This is a genomic window from Streptomyces sp. bgisy130 (assembly GCF_057708345.1).
The window spans coordinates 192,348-205,300 of the sequence record NZ_JBYISA010000010.1; the positions used below are offsets into that span (position 1 = coordinate 192,348).

Sequence of the window (12,953 nt, forward strand, 5' to 3'; positions counted from 1 at the left end):
CGTACCACTATCGCGCACCGGCCGCCGGGGGCCGGTGCGCGGGGGTGCTGCGGGTGCCCGGCCCGTTACTTGCCCAGGTGGTTGGCGGTGTGCACGGCGCGCAGCACCGCGGCGGCCTTGTTGCGGCACTCCGTGTCCTCGGCCACCGGGTCGGAGTCGGCGACCACCCCGGCGCCCGCCTGGACGTAGGCGGTGCCGTCGCGCAGCAGGGCGGTGCGGATCGCGATGGCGGTGTCGGAGTCGCCGGCGAAGTCGAGATAGCCGACACAGCCGCCGTACAGACCGCGCCGGGACGGCTCCAGCTCCTCGATGATCTGGAGGGCGCGCGGCTTGGGGGCGCCGGAGAGGGTGCCCGCGGGGAAGCAGGCGGTGAGCACGTCGAAGGCGGTGCGGTCCGCGGCGACCTTGCCGGTGACCGTCGAGACGATGTGCATGACGTGGCTGTAGCGCTCGACGGACATGAAATCGACGACCTCGACACTGCCCGGTTCGCAGACCCGGCCCAGGTCGTTGCGGCCCAGGTCGACCAGCATCAGATGCTCGGCGCGCTCCTTGGGGTCGGCCATCAGCTCGTCGGCCAGGGCCTGGTCCTCCTGGACGGACGCGCCGCGCGGGCGGGTTCCGGCGATGGGGTGGACCATGGCCCGGCCGTCCTCGACCTTCACCAGCGCCTCGGGGCTGGAGCCGACCACGTCGAAGGCGCCGTCCTCGCCGCCGTCGGGGCCCTCGAAGCGGAAGAGGTACATGTACGGGCTGGGGTTGGTGGCCCGCAGCACCCGGTAGACGTCCAACGCACTCGCCGTGCACGGGGTTTCGAACCGCTGGGAGGGCACGACCTGGAAGGCCTCGCCGGCCCGGATGCGCTCCTTGATGTCCTCGACGGCGTCCTGGTAGGCCGCGCCGCCCCACTTGGCGGTGTACGGCGGGACCTCGGACGGGGGCAGCGCGGCGGCGCTGGCGGGCGCGGGCCGGGCGAGGTCGTCGGCCATGGTGTCCAGGCGGGCCACCGCGTCCGCGTAGGCCTCGTCGATGCCGGTGTCGAGGTCGTTGTGGTTGATCGCGTTGGCGATCAGCAGGACGGTGCCGTTCCAGTGGTCGAGGACGGCGAGGTCCGAGGTGAGCAGCATGGTGAGTTCGGGCAGCCGGAGGTCGTCGGTGGTCTGCTCGCCGATCTTCTCCAGGCGGCGCACGATGTCGTAGCCGAGGTAGCCGACCATGCCGCCGGTGAACGGCGGCAGCCCCTCGCCCTCGATGAGGTCCCGGGGGGTGTGCAGGGTCTCGACGGTGGCGCGCAGGACGGCGAGCGGGTCTCCGCCGGCGGGCACGCCGACGGGCGGGGTGCCGAGCCAGTGCGCCTGCCCGTCGCGGGTGGTGAGGGTGGCGGCGCTGCGGACGCCGATGAAGGAGTAGCGCGACCACGTACGGCCGTTCTCGGCGGATTCCAGGAGGAAGGTGCCGGGGCGCTCGGCGGCGAGTTTGCGGTAGAGCCCGACCGGTGTGTCGCCGTCCGCGAGCAGCCGCCGGGTGACGGGGATGACCCGCCGGTCCTTGGCGAGGGTGCGGAAGGTGTCGAGGTCCGGAAGGGCGGTGCCGGTGGTTCCCGTGGTCATGGCGCGGAGCCTACTTGTCCTGGCCGTCCCGGGGGGTAAGAACGTCCGCGTCGAAGCAGGTGCGGTCGCCGGTGTGGCAGGCGGCGCCGACCTGGTCGACCCGGACCAGGACGGTGTCGGCGTCACAGTCCAGCGCCACCGACTTCACGTGCTGGACGTGGCCGGAGGTGTCGCCCTTGACCCAGTACTCCTGGCGGCTGCGGGACCAGTACGTGCAGCGGCCGGTGGACAGGGTGCGGCGCAGCGCCTCGTCGTCCATCCAGCCGAGCATCAGCACCTCGCCGGTGTCGTACTGCTGGGCGATGGCCGGGACCAGACCGTCGGCGCCGCGCTTGAGGCGGGCGGCGATGGCGGGGTCGAGGGCGGGGGTGGTGTCCGGGGTGGTGGCGCGGCTGCTCATGGTCTCCATTGTGCCGTGCGGCATCCTGCACCTATGCATCCTCAAGCGCCGTCCGCGCCGCCCCCGCCGCCGGACCCGGACCGCGCCGCGCGGGTCGCGGCGCGGGTCCTGGGTGCGGTCTTCGCGTCGGCGGTGGTGGTGGCCGTGGTGGTCGCGCTGGTGGTGCTGCGCTCCTAGAACGTGGCTACGGGGCAGGGGCCGGGCTCACATGCCCAGCTTCGCCGCCGTCACCAGGTCGACCGCCTCCTTGTCGCCGTCCAGCTGCACATCGGCGGCCTCCTGCCGGCCGAAGGCGAACATCGTCAGCTCGCCCGGTTCGCCGACGACGGTGACCACCGGGGTGCCGCGGTGGGCCACCGCGGTCCGCCCGTCCGGCCGCCGCAGCACCAGGCCCACCGGCGATTTCCGGCCGAGCACCCGGGCCATCCGCTCGATCCTGGACCACAGGGCGTCCGCGAACACCGGGTCCAGCTCGCGCGCCGCCCAGTCCGGCTGGGCCCGGCGGACGTCCTCGGCGTGGACGTAGAACTCGACGGTGTTGGACGCCTCGTCGATCTGCTTCAGGGCGAACGGCGACATCCGCGGCGGGCCGGTCCTGATCAGGTGGATCAGCTCTTCGTACGGCTTGGCGGCGAACTCCGCCTGTACCCGTTCCAGCCGGGCGGCCAGCGGTTTGACGAGGAGGCCGCCGGCCGCGTCGGCGCGCCGCTCGCGCACGACCACGTGCGCGGCCAGATCCCGCGCGCACCAGTTCTCACACAGCGTCGGCGCCTCGGGGCCGGCGCTCTCCAACAAGTCGGCGAGAAGGAGCCGTTCACGCTTCGCATGGGTCGACATGCGGCCAGCCTACGACCGGCCCCGCACCCCTGCCACGGCGCCGCGCCCCGGGCCCGCACCGGTGGCCGCCCGCGCGCCCCGGCCGCCGGGCCCGCCCCCGCTCAGGGCGCGCCCGGGTCCACATGCACCATCAGGATGCGCGTCAGCTCCCGGGCGGCGCGCGGCGGGGAGACATCGCCCCGGTGGGCGACGGACACCACGCGGTGCATGCCGGGCGTCGAGAAGGGGGTGATCCGCAGGCCGGAGCGCTCGGCGACCATGCTGGGCACCACGGCGAGGCCCAGCCCGGCCCGGACGAAGCCGAGGACCGCGTCCATCTCGCCGCCCTCGACGGTGAAGGCCGGTTCGAAACCGGCCGCCCGGCAGGCCGCGGTGGTGAATTCCCGCAGGTCGTAGCCGCGGCGGAACATGGCCAGCGGCCGGCCGCGCAGATCCTCCACCCGGATGCGGGTACGCCGGCCGACGGGCGCGGGGCGGTCGGGCGCGGAGACCACGACGAGTTCCTCGCGCAGCAGCTCGGAGGTGGTCAGGGCGGGGGCCTGCACCGGGAGCGGGGTGATGATCAGGGCCAGGTCCAGGGCGCCGCCGGCCAGCGCCCGGACCAGGTCCTGCGAGCCGTCCTCGGTGACGATCAGGTCCACGCCGGGGTAGCCGGCGTGGAAGGCGCGCAGGACGTCGGGGACGAGGCTGGCGCAGAGGCTGGGCGGGGCGCCGAGGCGGAGTCGGCCGCGGCGCAGCTGGGCGACCTCCTGGACCTCGCGGCGGGCGGTCTCGGCGTCGGCGAGGATGCGCCGGGCGAACGGCAGCAGCGTCTCACCGGCGTCGGTGAGGGTGATGTGGCCGCGGGCCCGGTGGAAGAGCTCCGCTCCCAGTTCCCGTTCCAGGGCGCGGATTTGCTGCGAGAGGGAGGGCTGGGCGACGTGTTCGCGCTCGGCGGCGCGGGTGAAGTGCCGGGTGTCGGCCACGGCGGCGAAGTAGCGGAGCTGCTGCAACTGCATACGACGACGGTAAGGCACCGATAGGCAGTGCCTATGGAGATGAGCCGCACCATGTCTTGGACTGATGGGCCACCCGGTCCTTACCGTCGGGACCCATGGCACTGGACACACGGACGGACCGAGGGCCGTCCTTCGCGGCTCTGCTGTGGGGCTCGACCGTCGGCAAGAAGACGGTGATGGCCGTGAGCGGCCTGGTCATGCTGCTCTACCTGGTCGTCCACATGATCGGCAATCTGAAGATCTTCTTCGGCGCCGAGGAGTTCAACGGCTACGCCCACTGGCTGCGCGTCGTCGGGAAACCGTTCATGCACTACGAGTGGACGCTGTGGCTGGTCCGCGTGGTCCTGGTGGCCGCCGTCGTCGCCCATGCCACGTCCGCCTACCAGCTCAGCCGCCGCGACCTCAGGGCCCGCCCGAGCAGGTACGCGCACAAGAAGGCGCGGGCGAGCTACGCCACCCGCACCATGCGGTGGGGCGGGATCATCCTGGGTCTGTTCCTCGTCTGGCATCTCCTCGACCTCACGACCGGCACCGTGCACCCGGGCGGCTTCCAGGAGGGCCACCCGTACCAGAACGTCGTGGACACCTTCTCCACCTGGTACGGCAACGTCGTCTACCTCGTCGCGATGCTCGCCCTCGGGCTGCACATCCGGCACGGCTTCTGGAGCGCCGCACAGACGCTCGGCGTCGGCAGCCGGGCCCGCGAACGCCTGCTGAAGACCCTCGCCCAGGTCCTCGCGCTGGCGCTGACCGCGGGCTTCATCTCCGTACCCGTCGCCGTCATGACCGGAGTGGTGAGCTGATATGGCCTCTTTTGCGGACTACGCGACCGGGGAACCGGTCCACGACACCAAGGCGCCGGCCGGGCCGGTCGCCGGGCGCTGGGACACCCGGCGCTTCGAGGCGAAGCTCGTCAACCCCGCCAACCGCCGCAAGCACACCGTCATCGTGGTCGGCACCGGTCTCGCGGGCGGCTCGGCCGGCGCCACGCTCGCCGAACAGGGCTACCACGTCGTCCAGTTCTGCTACCAGGACTCCCCGCGCCGCGCCCACTCGATCGCCGCGCAGGGCGGCATCAACGCGGCGAAGAACTACCGCAACGACGGCGACTCGGTCCACCGGCTGTTCTACGACACCGTCAAGGGCGGCGACTTCCGGGCCCGTGAGTCGAACGTCCACCGGCTCGCGCAGATCTCCGTCGAGATCATCGACCAGTGCGTCGCCCAGGGCGTCCCCTTCGCGCGGGAGTACGGCGGTCTGCTCGACACGCGGTCCTTCGGCGGCGTGCAGGTGTCCAGGACCTTTTACGCCCGTGGGCAGACGGGACAGCAGCTGCTGCTCGGCGCGTATCAGGCCCTCAGCCGGCAGATCGCCGCGGGCACCGTCGAGATGCACCCGCGTACCGAGATGCTCGACCTGATCGTCGTGGACGGGCGGGCGCGCGGCATCGTGGCCCGGGACCTGATCACCGGCAGGATCGACACCTACTTCGCGGACGCCGTCGTACTCGCCAGCGGTGGCTACGGCAATGTCTTCTACCTGTCGACGAACGCCATGAACTCCAACGCCACCGCGATCTGGCGGGCCCACCGGCGCGGCGCCTACTTCGCCAACCCCTGCTTCACGCAGATCCACCCGACCTGCATCCCGCGCACCGGCGACCACCAGTCGAAGCTGACGCTGATGAGCGAGTCGCTGCGCAACGACGGCCGGATCTGGGTGCCGAAGGCCAAGGGCGACGACCGGCCCGCGCACACGATCCCCGAGGACGAGCGGGACTACTACCTGGAGCGCAGCTACCCGTCCTTCGGCAACCTGGTGCCCCGCGACATCGCCTCCCGCGCCGCGAAGAACGTCTGCGACGAGGGCCGGGGAGTGGGCCCCGGCGGGCAGGGCGTCTACCTGGACTTCGCGGACGCCATCACGCGCACGGGCCGAAAGGCCGTCGAGGCCAAGTACGGCAACCTCTTCGACATGTACCAGCGGATCACCGACGAGGATCCGTACGAGGTGCCGATGCGGATCTACCCCGCGGTGCACTACACGATGGGCGGCCTGTGGGTCGACTACGACCTCCAGACCACCGTCCCGGGCCTCTTCGCGATCGGTGAGGCCAACTTCTCCGACCACGGCGCGAACCGGCTGGGCGCCTCGGCCCTGATGCAGGGGCTGGCCGACGGCTACTTCGTCCTTCCGGCGACCATCAACGACTACCTCGCCCGCCACCCGCACCACGACAAGGTCACCGACGACCACCCGGTCGTCCAGGAGGTGCTGGCCGAGACCCAGGACCGGCTCAACCTGATGCTGGCCGTGGACGGCGACCGTACCCCGGACTCCTTCCACCGCGAACTCGGCGAGCTGATGTGGGAGTTCTGCGGGATGGCCCGCACGGACTCCGGTCTGCGCAAGGCGCTGGAGCGCATCCCGCAGATCCGCGAGGAGTTCTGGCGCCGCATCAAGGTCCCGGGCACCGGCGAGGAGTTCAACCAGTCGCTGGAGAAGGCGAATCGCCTCGTCGACTACCTGGAGCTCGCCGAGCTCATGTGTCTCGACGCGCTGCACCGCAGCGAGTCCTGCGGCGGCCACTTCCGCGAGGAGTCGCAGACGCCGGACGGCGAGGCCGCCCGCCGGGACGAGGAGTTCACCTACGCGGCGGCCTGGGAGTTCACCGACACCGGCGCCGCTCCCGTCCTGCACAAGGAAGACCTGGTCTTCGAGTACGTCCACCCCACCCAGCGGAGCTACGCATGAGGCTCACCCTGCGCGTCTGGCGGCAGAAGAACGCCGACGCCGACGGCGCCATGTCCACCTACGAGGTGGACGGGATCTCCTCCGACATGTCGTTCCTGGAGATGCTCGACACCCTCAACGAGGAGCTGATCCTCAACGGCGAGGACCCGGTCGCCTTCGACCACGACTGCCGCGAGGGCATCTGCGGCGCCTGCTCGCTCGTCATCAACGGCGCGGCGCACGGCCCGGAGCACACCACGACCTGCCAGCTGCACATGCGGTCCTTCAAGGACGGCGACACCATCGACATCGAGCCGTGGCGCGCCGCGGCGTTCCCGGTCGTCAAGGACCTGGTAGTCGACCGCTCCGCCTTCGACCGGATCATCCAGGCCGGCGGCTACATCACCGCACCGACCGGGGCCGCGCCCGACGCCCACGCCACCCCCGTGCCGAAGCCGGACGCCGACTCCGCGTTCGAGCACGCCGAGTGCATCGGCTGCGGGGCCTGCGTGGCGGCCTGCCCGAACGGTGCCGCGATGCTCTTCACCTCCGCCAAGGTGAACCATCTCAATGTGCTGCCGCAGGGCGCGCCCGAGCGCGGGACCCGGGTGCTGGACATGGTGGCGCAGATGGACGAGGAGGGCTTTGGCGGCTGCACCCTCACCGGCGAGTGCGCCACCGCCTGCCCCAAGGGCATCCCGCTGTTCAGCATCACGGCGATGAACCGCGAGTTCCTGCGGGCGGCGCGGAAGGGCCGCTGAGTCAGACCGCGGCGGTCCCGATGAGCCCCTCCCGGGTGACGAGCGCGGCCAGCTCCGTCTCGCTCCGCCCCTCGGTGCCCTCGGGCCGCCGCGGCAGGACCAGGTAGCGGCTCTCCGCGCTGGAGTCCCACACCGTGATCGTGGTGTCGTCGGGCAGCTCCAGCCCGAACTCGGCCAAGACGGCGCGGGGTTCGCGCACCACCCGCGAGCGGTATGCCTCGCTCTTGTACCAGGACGGCGAGGGCCCCAGCAGCCCGATCGGATAGCAGGAGCACAGGGTGCACACCAGGACATGGTGGGTGGTGGCGGTGTTCTCGACGACCTTGAGCCGCTGCTCCTGGATGCCGCCCGCCATGGAGAGCCCCACTTCGGGCAGCGCCGCATTCGCGTCGGCCAGCAGCCGCTCCCGGAACCCCGGGTCGGTCCAGGCGCGCGCCACGATCCGCGCCCCGTTGACCGGCGAGGCCCCCTCCAGCATCGCGGCGAGCGCCGCGTCCAGCTGTGCCTCGGTGACCACCCCGGCCCCGGTCAGCCGCGCCTCCAGCCGCCTGACCCGCGCCGCCACCGGTGTACTCGTGTGCTCGCCGCTCATGCGCCGTCCTCCCGTACCCGCTCGATGTACGACTCCCAGAGGTCGACCGTGACCTCGTGACCGCCCTCGCCCCACAGATCGCCCGCGGCGAAGGCCACGGTGTAGACGGGCTCGACGCGCGGCTCGGCGACGCCCGCCGCGCTCTCGTCGGCGAGCGCCCACCGCCCCTGGCACTCGACGATCCGCCCCACCTGGCCGCGCACATACCGCGGCACCCGGGTGTGCCCCTCAGGGTCGACGGCGCGCACCCGCACCCGCTGCCCCGCCCGGAAGTCAGTCATCGCCGAGCAGCCCCCGTTCGGCGAGCAGCGTCTCGATCGCGTGCAGCCAGCGCTCGTAGTACGACGCCGCCAGATACTCCTGCGGGGCCATCCGCTCGACGGCGTCCCGGAACTGGTCGAGCCGGTAGACCCCGTTCCGCACCAGCACGGAGTTCAGCGCGAACACCCGCGCCTCCCAGTCGGCATGGAACGGCGGCTCGTCCGCCTCGATCTCCAGGGCCCCGAACCCGGCCTGGCCACCCACATCGTTGACACGGCTCATGGCCGGAGCCTACGCGTTAGTGATCTTCGTGTCAGCGCACCGGGTGACCCGCGCCCCGCAGGGCGTCCTTGACCTGGGAGATGCGCAGGTCGCCGAAGTGGAAGACGGAGGCGGCCAGCACCGCGTCGGCGCCGGCGGCGACGGCCGGGGCGAAGTCGTCGAGCTTGCCGGCGCCGCCGGAGGCGATCACCGGGATGGTGACGTGCTTGCGGACCGCCTCGATCATCGCGACGTCGTAGCCGTCCTTGGTGCCGTCGGCGTCCATGGAGTTCAGGAGGATCTCGCCGGCGCCCAGTTCGGCGGCGCGGTGGGCCCATTCGACGGCGTCGATACCGGTGCCGCGGCGGCCGCCGTGGGTGGTGACCTCGTAGCCGGACGGGGTGCCGGCGTCGGTGCGGCGGGCGTCGACCGAGAGGACCAGGACCTGGCTGCCGAAGCGCTCGGCGATCTCGCGGATCACGTCGGGGCGGGCGATGGCGGCGGTGTTGACCCCGACCTTGTCGGCGCCGGCCCGCAGCAGCTTGTCGACGTCCTCGGGGGTGCGGACACCCCCGCCGACGGTCAGCGGGATGAAGACCTGCTCGGCGGTGCGGCGGACCACGTCATAGGTGGTCTCGCGGTTGCCGGAGGAGGCGGTGATGTCGAGGAAGGTCAGCTCGTCGGCGCCCTCGTCCCCGTAGATCTTCGCCATCTCGACGGGGTCGCCGGCGTCCCGCAGGTTCTGGAAGTTGACGCCCTTGACGACCCGGCCGTTGTCGACGTCCAGGCAAGGGATGACTCGGACCGCCAGGGTCATGTGGGTTCAGGCCTCTCTGACATTTCTCGGAAAGCTTCCAGTTCCACCTCGACCAGGACGCGGGAGTCGACGAAGCCGGAGACCACGACCAGGGTCGAGGCCGGCGGCGCCGCGGCGAACAGCTCCCGGTGGGCGCGGCCGGCCGCGTCCACGTCGCGGAGGTGGGTGAGGTACAGACGGGTGCGGAGGACCGCTTCGGCGCCGAGGCCGAAGGGGGTGAGGGCCTCCAGGGCGTTGGCGAGGGCGACCTTGGTCTGCACATAGGGGTCGCCCTCCCCCTGGAGGACGCCGTCGATCAGCGGCATCGTGCCGGCGACCAGGACCCGGTCACCGGCCGCCACGGCGCGAGCGAAGCCGATCTTCTCTTCCCAGGGACCGCCGGTCCGTACGCGCTCGATGGTCATCACGCCGCCTTTCCTCCGCTGTTACGACACTGCCGCCAGCGCCTCTTCGAGGGTGAACGCCTTCGCATAGAGCGCCTTGCCGACGATCGCGCCCTCCACACCTTCCGGCACCAGCGTGGCCAGCGCCCGCAGGTCGTCGAGCGAGGACACGCCGCCGGAGGCGACCACGGGCCGGTCGGTGGCCGCGCAGACGTTCCGCAGCAGTTCGAGGTTGGGGCCCTGGAGGGTGCCGTCCTTGTTGATGTCGGTGACGACATAGCGGGCGCAGCCCTCGGCGTCGAGGCGGGCCAGCGTCTCGTAGAGGTCGCCGCCGTCGCGGGTCCAGCCCCGGCCGCGCAGCGTCGTCCCGCGCACGTCCAGACCGACCGCGATCTTGTCACCGTGCTCGGCGATGACCTTGGCGACCCACTCGGGGGTCTCCAGCGCGGCGGTGCCGAGGTTGACCCGGCGGCAGCCGGTGGCGAGGGCGGCGGCGAGCGTGTCGTCGTCGCGGATGCCGCCGGACAGCTCGACCTTGATGTCCATGGAGCGGGCGACCTCGGCGATCTGCGCCCGGTTGTCGCCGGTGCCGAAGGCCGCGTCGAGGTCGACGAGGTGCAGCCATTCGGCGCCGGACCGCTGCCAGGCGAGGGCCGCCTCCAGCGGGTCGCCGTAGGAGGTCTCGGAGCCGGACTCGCCGTGGACGAGGCGGACGGCCTGGCCGTCGCGGACGTCGACGGCGGGGAGGAGTTCGAGCTTCGGCATCAGGGGGCTCACAGGGTGTTGATCCAGTTGGTCAGGAGCTGGGCGCCGGCGTCGCCGGACTTCTCGGGGTGGAACTGGGTGGCCCACAGCGGGCCGTTCTCGACCGCGGCCACGAAGGGCGCGCCGTGCGTGGCCCAGGTGACCTTGGGCGCGGCGAGGTGCGGGTTGCCGACCTCCAGCTCCCAGTCGTGCACCGCGTAGGAGTGCACGAAGTAGTAGCGGGCGTCGGCGGGCAGACCGGCGAAGAGCTGCGAGCCCTCGGCGGCCTCGACGGTGTTCCAGCCCATGTGCGGGACGATGTCGGCCTGGAGCGGGCCGACCGTGCCGGGCCACTCGTCCAGGCCCTCGGTCTCCACACCGTGCTCGATGCCCCGGCCGAAGAGGATCTGCATGCCGACGCAGATGCCCATGACGGGGCGGCCGCCGGCCAGCCGGCGGCCCACCAGCCAGTCACCGCGGGCCTCCTTCAGCCCGGCCATACAGGCGGCGAACGCGCCGACGCCGGGGACCAGCAGCCCCTCGGCGTTCATCGCCCGGTCGAAGTCCCGGGTGATCTCGACGTCGGCGCCGACGTGTGCCAGCGCGCGCTCGGCGGAGCGGACGTTGCCGAAGCCGTAGTCGAAGACGACGACCTTCTTACGGGGTGCCGAGGCGGTCAATTCCATACCTCCAACCGGAGCACACCGGCGGCCAGACACAGCGCCGAGCCCACGGACAGCAGCACGATCAGGCTCTTGGGCAGCTGCTGCTTCCAGAAGGAGTAGACGCCGCCGAGGAGGAAGAGCCCGAGCAGGATGAAGACGGTGGAGAGACCGTTCACGGGCTACAGGGCTCCCTTGGTGGAGGGGATGATGCCGGCGGCGCGCGGGTCGCGCTCGCTGGCGTAGCGCAGGGCCCGGGCCAGCGCCTTGAACTGGCACTCCACGATGTGGTGGGCGTTGCGGCCGTACGGCACGTGGATGTGCAGCGCGATCTGGGCCTGGGCGACGAAGGACTCGAAGATGTGCCGGGTCATCGTCGTGTCGTAGCTGCCGATCATCGGCGCCATGTTCTCCGGCTCGGCGTGCACCAGGTACGGGCGGCCGGAGAGGTCGACGGTCACCTGGGCGAGCGACTCGTCCAGCGGGACGGTGCAGTTGCCGAAGCGGTAGATGCCGGACTTGTCACCGAGCGCCTGCTTGAAGGCGGCACCCAGCGCGAGGGCGGTGTCCTCGATGGTGTGGTGGGTGTCGATGTGCAGATCGCCGTCGGTCTTGACCTTGAGGTCGAACAGACCGTGCCGGCCGAGCTGGTCGAGCATGTGGTCGTAGAAGCCGACACCGGTCGAGACGTCCACGTCGCCCTTGCCGTCGAGATCGATCTCGACGAGCACGGACGTTTCCTTCGTCGTGCGCTCCACGCGTCCTACGCGGGTCATCGCTTGCTCTCCTTCAGTACTGCGCGAACCGCGTCGAGGAACGCGTCGTTCTCGGCCGGGGTGCCGGCGGTGACCCGCAGCCAGCCCGGTACGCCGTTGTCACGGACCAGCACGCCGTGGTCGAGGATCGCCTGCCAGGTGGCGTGGGAGTCCTCGAAGAGGCCGAACTGCACGAAGTTGGCGTCGGAGTCGACGACCTGGCAGCCGGCCGCCCGCAGCTCGGTGACCAGGCGGTCCCGCTCGGTCTTGAGCTGCTCGACGTACTTCAGGAGCGTCTCGGTGTGCTCCAGCGCGGCCAGCGCGGTGGCCTGGGTGACGGACGAGAGGTGGTACGGCAGCCGGACCAGCTGGACGGCGTCGACCACGGCGGGGTCGGCGGCCAGATAGCCCAGCCGCAGCCCGGCGGCGCCGAATGCCTTGGACATCGTCCGGGAGACCACCAGATTCGGCCGGCCTTCGAGCAGCGGCAGCAGCGAGGGCCGGTGGCTGAACTCGCCGTAGGCCTCGTCGACCACCACCAGGGCCCCGGCACCGTCGGCGCGGGCCGCCTGCGCCGCCTCATAGAGCGCGAGCACGGTGGCGGCCTCGACGGCGGTGCCGGTGGGGTTGTTCGGCGAGCAGATGAAGACCACGTCGGGCCGCCGCTCGGCGATGACCGCGGTGGCCGCCTCGACGTCGATGGTGAAGTCGTCGTTGCGCGGGCCGGAGATCCAGCCGGTGCCCGTGCCGCGGGAGATCAGGCCGTGCATCGAGTACGACGGCTCGAAGCCGAGGGCGGTGCGGCCGGGGCCGGCGAAGGTCTGGAGCAGCTGCTGGATGACCTCGTTGGAACCGTTGGCGGCCCATACGTGGTCCTTGGTGACCTCGTGGCCGGCGGTGTGGGTGAGGTAGCGGGCCAGCTCGGTGCGCAGCTCGACCGCGTCCCGGTCGGGGTAGCGGTTGAGCTGCCGGGCGGCCTCGGTCACCCGCTCGGCGATCCGCCGGACCAGCGGCTCGGGCAGCGGGTAGGGGTTCTCGTTGGTGTTCAGCCGCACCGGGACGTCCAGCTGCGGCGCGCCGTAGGGCGACTTGCCGCGCAGCTCGTCCCGGATGGGGAGGTCGTCAATACGGGTCACGTG

The 12,953-nt window shown here is 71.6% G+C and carries 18 protein-coding genes; 4 read left to right on the forward strand and 14 right to left on the reverse strand.

Annotated elements, in window-relative coordinates:
- Positions 1-65 precede the first annotated feature (65 nt).
- Entirely contained in the window at positions 66-1,610 is a 1,545-nt protein-coding gene (locus AC3EUV_RS16475) for an anthranilate synthase component I (RefSeq protein ID WP_435603213.1), read from the reverse strand.
- A gap of 10 nt (positions 1,611-1,620) precedes the next feature.
- Positions 1,621-2,010, reverse strand: a complete 390-nt coding sequence (hisI, locus tag AC3EUV_RS16480) for a phosphoribosyl-AMP cyclohydrolase (RefSeq protein WP_432143173.1) — start codon at positions 2,008-2,010, stop codon at positions 1,621-1,623.
- 33 nt (positions 2,011-2,043) lie between these two features.
- Between hisI and AC3EUV_RS16485 the strand changes: the two genes are divergently transcribed.
- Positions 2,044-2,187 carry a hypothetical protein gene (locus AC3EUV_RS16485; protein WP_432143172.1) on the forward strand — a complete coding sequence of 48 codons (144 nt, stop codon included), beginning with the start codon at positions 2,044-2,046 and terminating at the stop codon, positions 2,185-2,187.
- Between the two features lie 27 nt (positions 2,188-2,214).
- On the opposite strand, the gene AC3EUV_RS16490 is transcribed toward AC3EUV_RS16485, so the two are convergent.
- Positions 2,215-2,847 (reverse strand): TIGR03085 family metal-binding protein, encoded by a 633-nt coding sequence (locus tag AC3EUV_RS16490; protein WP_435603214.1) that lies wholly within the window; start codon positions 2,845-2,847, stop codon positions 2,215-2,217.
- Positions 2,848-2,948: 101 nt separating this feature from the next.
- Complete coding sequence (locus AC3EUV_RS16495; RefSeq protein ID WP_435603215.1) at positions 2,949-3,845, reverse strand: LysR family transcriptional regulator; 897 nt, start codon at positions 3,843-3,845, stop codon at positions 2,949-2,951.
- A gap of 95 nt (positions 3,846-3,940) precedes the next feature.
- Between AC3EUV_RS16495 and AC3EUV_RS16500 the strand changes: the two genes are divergently transcribed.
- The 3 genes from AC3EUV_RS16500 to AC3EUV_RS16510 are packed head-to-tail and all read left to right on the forward strand — an operon-like array spanning position 3,941 to position 7,339.
- Positions 3,941-4,648: a succinate dehydrogenase gene (locus tag AC3EUV_RS16500; RefSeq protein ID WP_435603216.1), complete on the forward strand. Its 708-nt coding sequence runs from the start codon at positions 3,941-3,943 to the stop codon at positions 4,646-4,648.
- A gap of 1 nt (position 4,649) precedes the next feature.
- The gene (locus AC3EUV_RS16505) at positions 4,650-6,599 is read left to right on the forward strand and encodes a fumarate reductase/succinate dehydrogenase flavoprotein subunit (protein WP_435603217.1); all 1,950 of its coding nucleotides are present in this window, start codon (positions 4,650-4,652) and stop codon (positions 6,597-6,599) included.
- Positions 6,596-7,339 (forward strand): succinate dehydrogenase/fumarate reductase iron-sulfur subunit, encoded by a 744-nt coding sequence (locus tag AC3EUV_RS16510; protein ID WP_432143167.1) that lies wholly within the window; start codon positions 6,596-6,598, stop codon positions 7,337-7,339. Before AC3EUV_RS16505 ends, AC3EUV_RS16510 begins: the two co-directional genes overlap by 4 nt.
- Before the next feature lies 1 nt (position 7,340).
- On the opposite strand, the gene AC3EUV_RS16515 is transcribed toward AC3EUV_RS16510, so the two are convergent.
- From AC3EUV_RS16515 to AC3EUV_RS16560, 10 genes are read right to left on the reverse strand one after another with little or no spacing between them, the layout of a single operon-like run.
- Positions 7,341-7,931 carry a nitrile hydratase subunit alpha gene (locus AC3EUV_RS16515; RefSeq protein ID WP_432143166.1) on the reverse strand — a complete coding sequence of 197 codons (591 nt, stop codon included), beginning with the start codon at positions 7,929-7,931 and terminating at the stop codon, positions 7,341-7,343.
- The gene (locus AC3EUV_RS16520) at positions 7,928-8,212 is read right to left on the reverse strand and encodes an SH3-like domain-containing protein (RefSeq protein WP_432143165.1); all 285 of its coding nucleotides are present in this window, start codon (positions 8,210-8,212) and stop codon (positions 7,928-7,930) included. Before AC3EUV_RS16520 ends, AC3EUV_RS16515 begins: the two co-directional genes overlap by 4 nt.
- Entirely contained in the window at positions 8,205-8,474 is a 270-nt protein-coding gene (locus AC3EUV_RS16525; RefSeq protein WP_432143164.1) for a hypothetical protein, read from the reverse strand. Before AC3EUV_RS16525 ends, AC3EUV_RS16520 begins: the two co-directional genes overlap by 8 nt.
- Before the next feature lie 31 nt (positions 8,475-8,505).
- Positions 8,506-9,270 carry an imidazole glycerol phosphate synthase subunit HisF gene (gene hisF / locus AC3EUV_RS16530; protein WP_398834395.1) on the reverse strand — a complete coding sequence of 255 codons (765 nt, stop codon included), beginning with the start codon at positions 9,268-9,270 and terminating at the stop codon, positions 8,506-8,508.
- Positions 9,267-9,674 carry a Rid family hydrolase gene (locus AC3EUV_RS16535; RefSeq protein ID WP_190145050.1) on the reverse strand — a complete coding sequence of 136 codons (408 nt, stop codon included), beginning with the start codon at positions 9,672-9,674 and terminating at the stop codon, positions 9,267-9,269. The genes hisF and AC3EUV_RS16535 overlap by 4 nt, the downstream gene beginning before the upstream one ends.
- Before the next feature lie 21 nt (positions 9,675-9,695).
- Entirely contained in the window at positions 9,696-10,418 is a 723-nt protein-coding gene (priA, locus tag AC3EUV_RS16540; protein WP_026169748.1) for a bifunctional 1-(5-phosphoribosyl)-5-((5-phosphoribosylamino)methylideneamino)imidazole-4-carboxamide isomerase/phosphoribosylanthranilate isomerase PriA, read from the reverse strand.
- Between the two features lie 8 nt (positions 10,419-10,426).
- Positions 10,427-11,083, reverse strand: coding sequence for an imidazole glycerol phosphate synthase subunit HisH (gene hisH, locus AC3EUV_RS16545; protein ID WP_435603218.1), 657 nt, complete (start codon positions 11,081-11,083; stop codon positions 10,427-10,429).
- Positions 11,074-11,238 carry a hypothetical protein gene (locus tag AC3EUV_RS16550; RefSeq protein WP_167511540.1) on the reverse strand — a complete coding sequence of 55 codons (165 nt, stop codon included), beginning with the start codon at positions 11,236-11,238 and terminating at the stop codon, positions 11,074-11,076. Before AC3EUV_RS16550 ends, hisH begins: the two co-directional genes overlap by 10 nt.
- A gap of 3 nt (positions 11,239-11,241) precedes the next feature.
- Positions 11,242-11,835, reverse strand: a complete 594-nt coding sequence (gene hisB, locus AC3EUV_RS16555) for an imidazoleglycerol-phosphate dehydratase HisB (protein ID WP_432143161.1) — start codon at positions 11,833-11,835, stop codon at positions 11,242-11,244.
- Complete coding sequence (locus AC3EUV_RS16560; RefSeq protein WP_432143160.1) at positions 11,832-12,950, reverse strand: histidinol-phosphate transaminase; 1,119 nt, start codon at positions 12,948-12,950, stop codon at positions 11,832-11,834. Before AC3EUV_RS16560 ends, hisB begins: the two co-directional genes overlap by 4 nt.
- Between the last annotated feature and the right edge of the window lie 3 nt (positions 12,951-12,953).

Coding starts and splice junctions, on each gene's coding strand:
- priA (WP_026169748.1), bottom strand. CDS start 10,418: ATGCCGAAGCTCGAACTCCTCCCCGCCGTCGACGTCCGCGACGGCCAG.
- AC3EUV_RS16525 (WP_432143164.1), bottom strand. CDS start 8,474: ATGAGCCGTGTCAACGATGTGGGTGGCCAGGCCGGGTTCGGGGCCCTG.
- AC3EUV_RS16535 (WP_190145050.1), bottom strand. CDS start 9,674: ATGACCATCGAGCGCGTACGGACCGGCGGTCCCTGGGAAGAGAAGATC.
- AC3EUV_RS16485 (WP_432143172.1), top strand. CDS start 2,044: ATGCATCCTCAAGCGCCGTCCGCGCCGCCCCCGCCGCCGGACCCGGAC.
- AC3EUV_RS16495 (WP_435603215.1), bottom strand. CDS start 3,845: ATGCAGTTGCAGCAGCTCCGCTACTTCGCCGCCGTGGCCGACACCCGG.
- AC3EUV_RS16500 (WP_435603216.1), top strand. CDS start 3,941: ATGGCACTGGACACACGGACGGACCGAGGGCCGTCCTTCGCGGCTCTG.
- hisH (WP_435603218.1), bottom strand. CDS start 11,083: ATGGAATTGACCGCCTCGGCACCCCGTAAGAAGGTCGTCGTCTTCGAC.
- AC3EUV_RS16515 (WP_432143166.1), bottom strand. CDS start 7,931: ATGAGCGGCGAGCACACGAGTACACCGGTGGCGGCGCGGGTCAGGCGG.
- AC3EUV_RS16505 (WP_435603217.1), top strand. CDS start 4,650: ATGGCCTCTTTTGCGGACTACGCGACCGGGGAACCGGTCCACGACACC.
- AC3EUV_RS16520 (WP_432143165.1), bottom strand. CDS start 8,212: ATGACTGACTTCCGGGCGGGGCAGCGGGTGCGGGTGCGCGCCGTCGAC.
- hisI (WP_432143173.1), bottom strand. CDS start 2,010: ATGAGCAGCCGCGCCACCACCCCGGACACCACCCCCGCCCTCGACCCC.
- AC3EUV_RS16490 (WP_435603214.1), bottom strand. CDS start 2,847: ATGTCGACCCATGCGAAGCGTGAACGGCTCCTTCTCGCCGACTTGTTG.
- hisB (WP_432143161.1), bottom strand. CDS start 11,835: ATGACCCGCGTAGGACGCGTGGAGCGCACGACGAAGGAAACGTCCGTG.
- AC3EUV_RS16510 (WP_432143167.1), top strand. CDS start 6,596: ATGAGGCTCACCCTGCGCGTCTGGCGGCAGAAGAACGCCGACGCCGAC.
- hisF (WP_398834395.1), bottom strand. CDS start 9,270: ATGACCCTGGCGGTCCGAGTCATCCCTTGCCTGGACGTCGACAACGGC.
- AC3EUV_RS16475 (WP_435603213.1), bottom strand. CDS start 1,610: ATGACCACGGGAACCACCGGCACCGCCCTTCCGGACCTCGACACCTTC.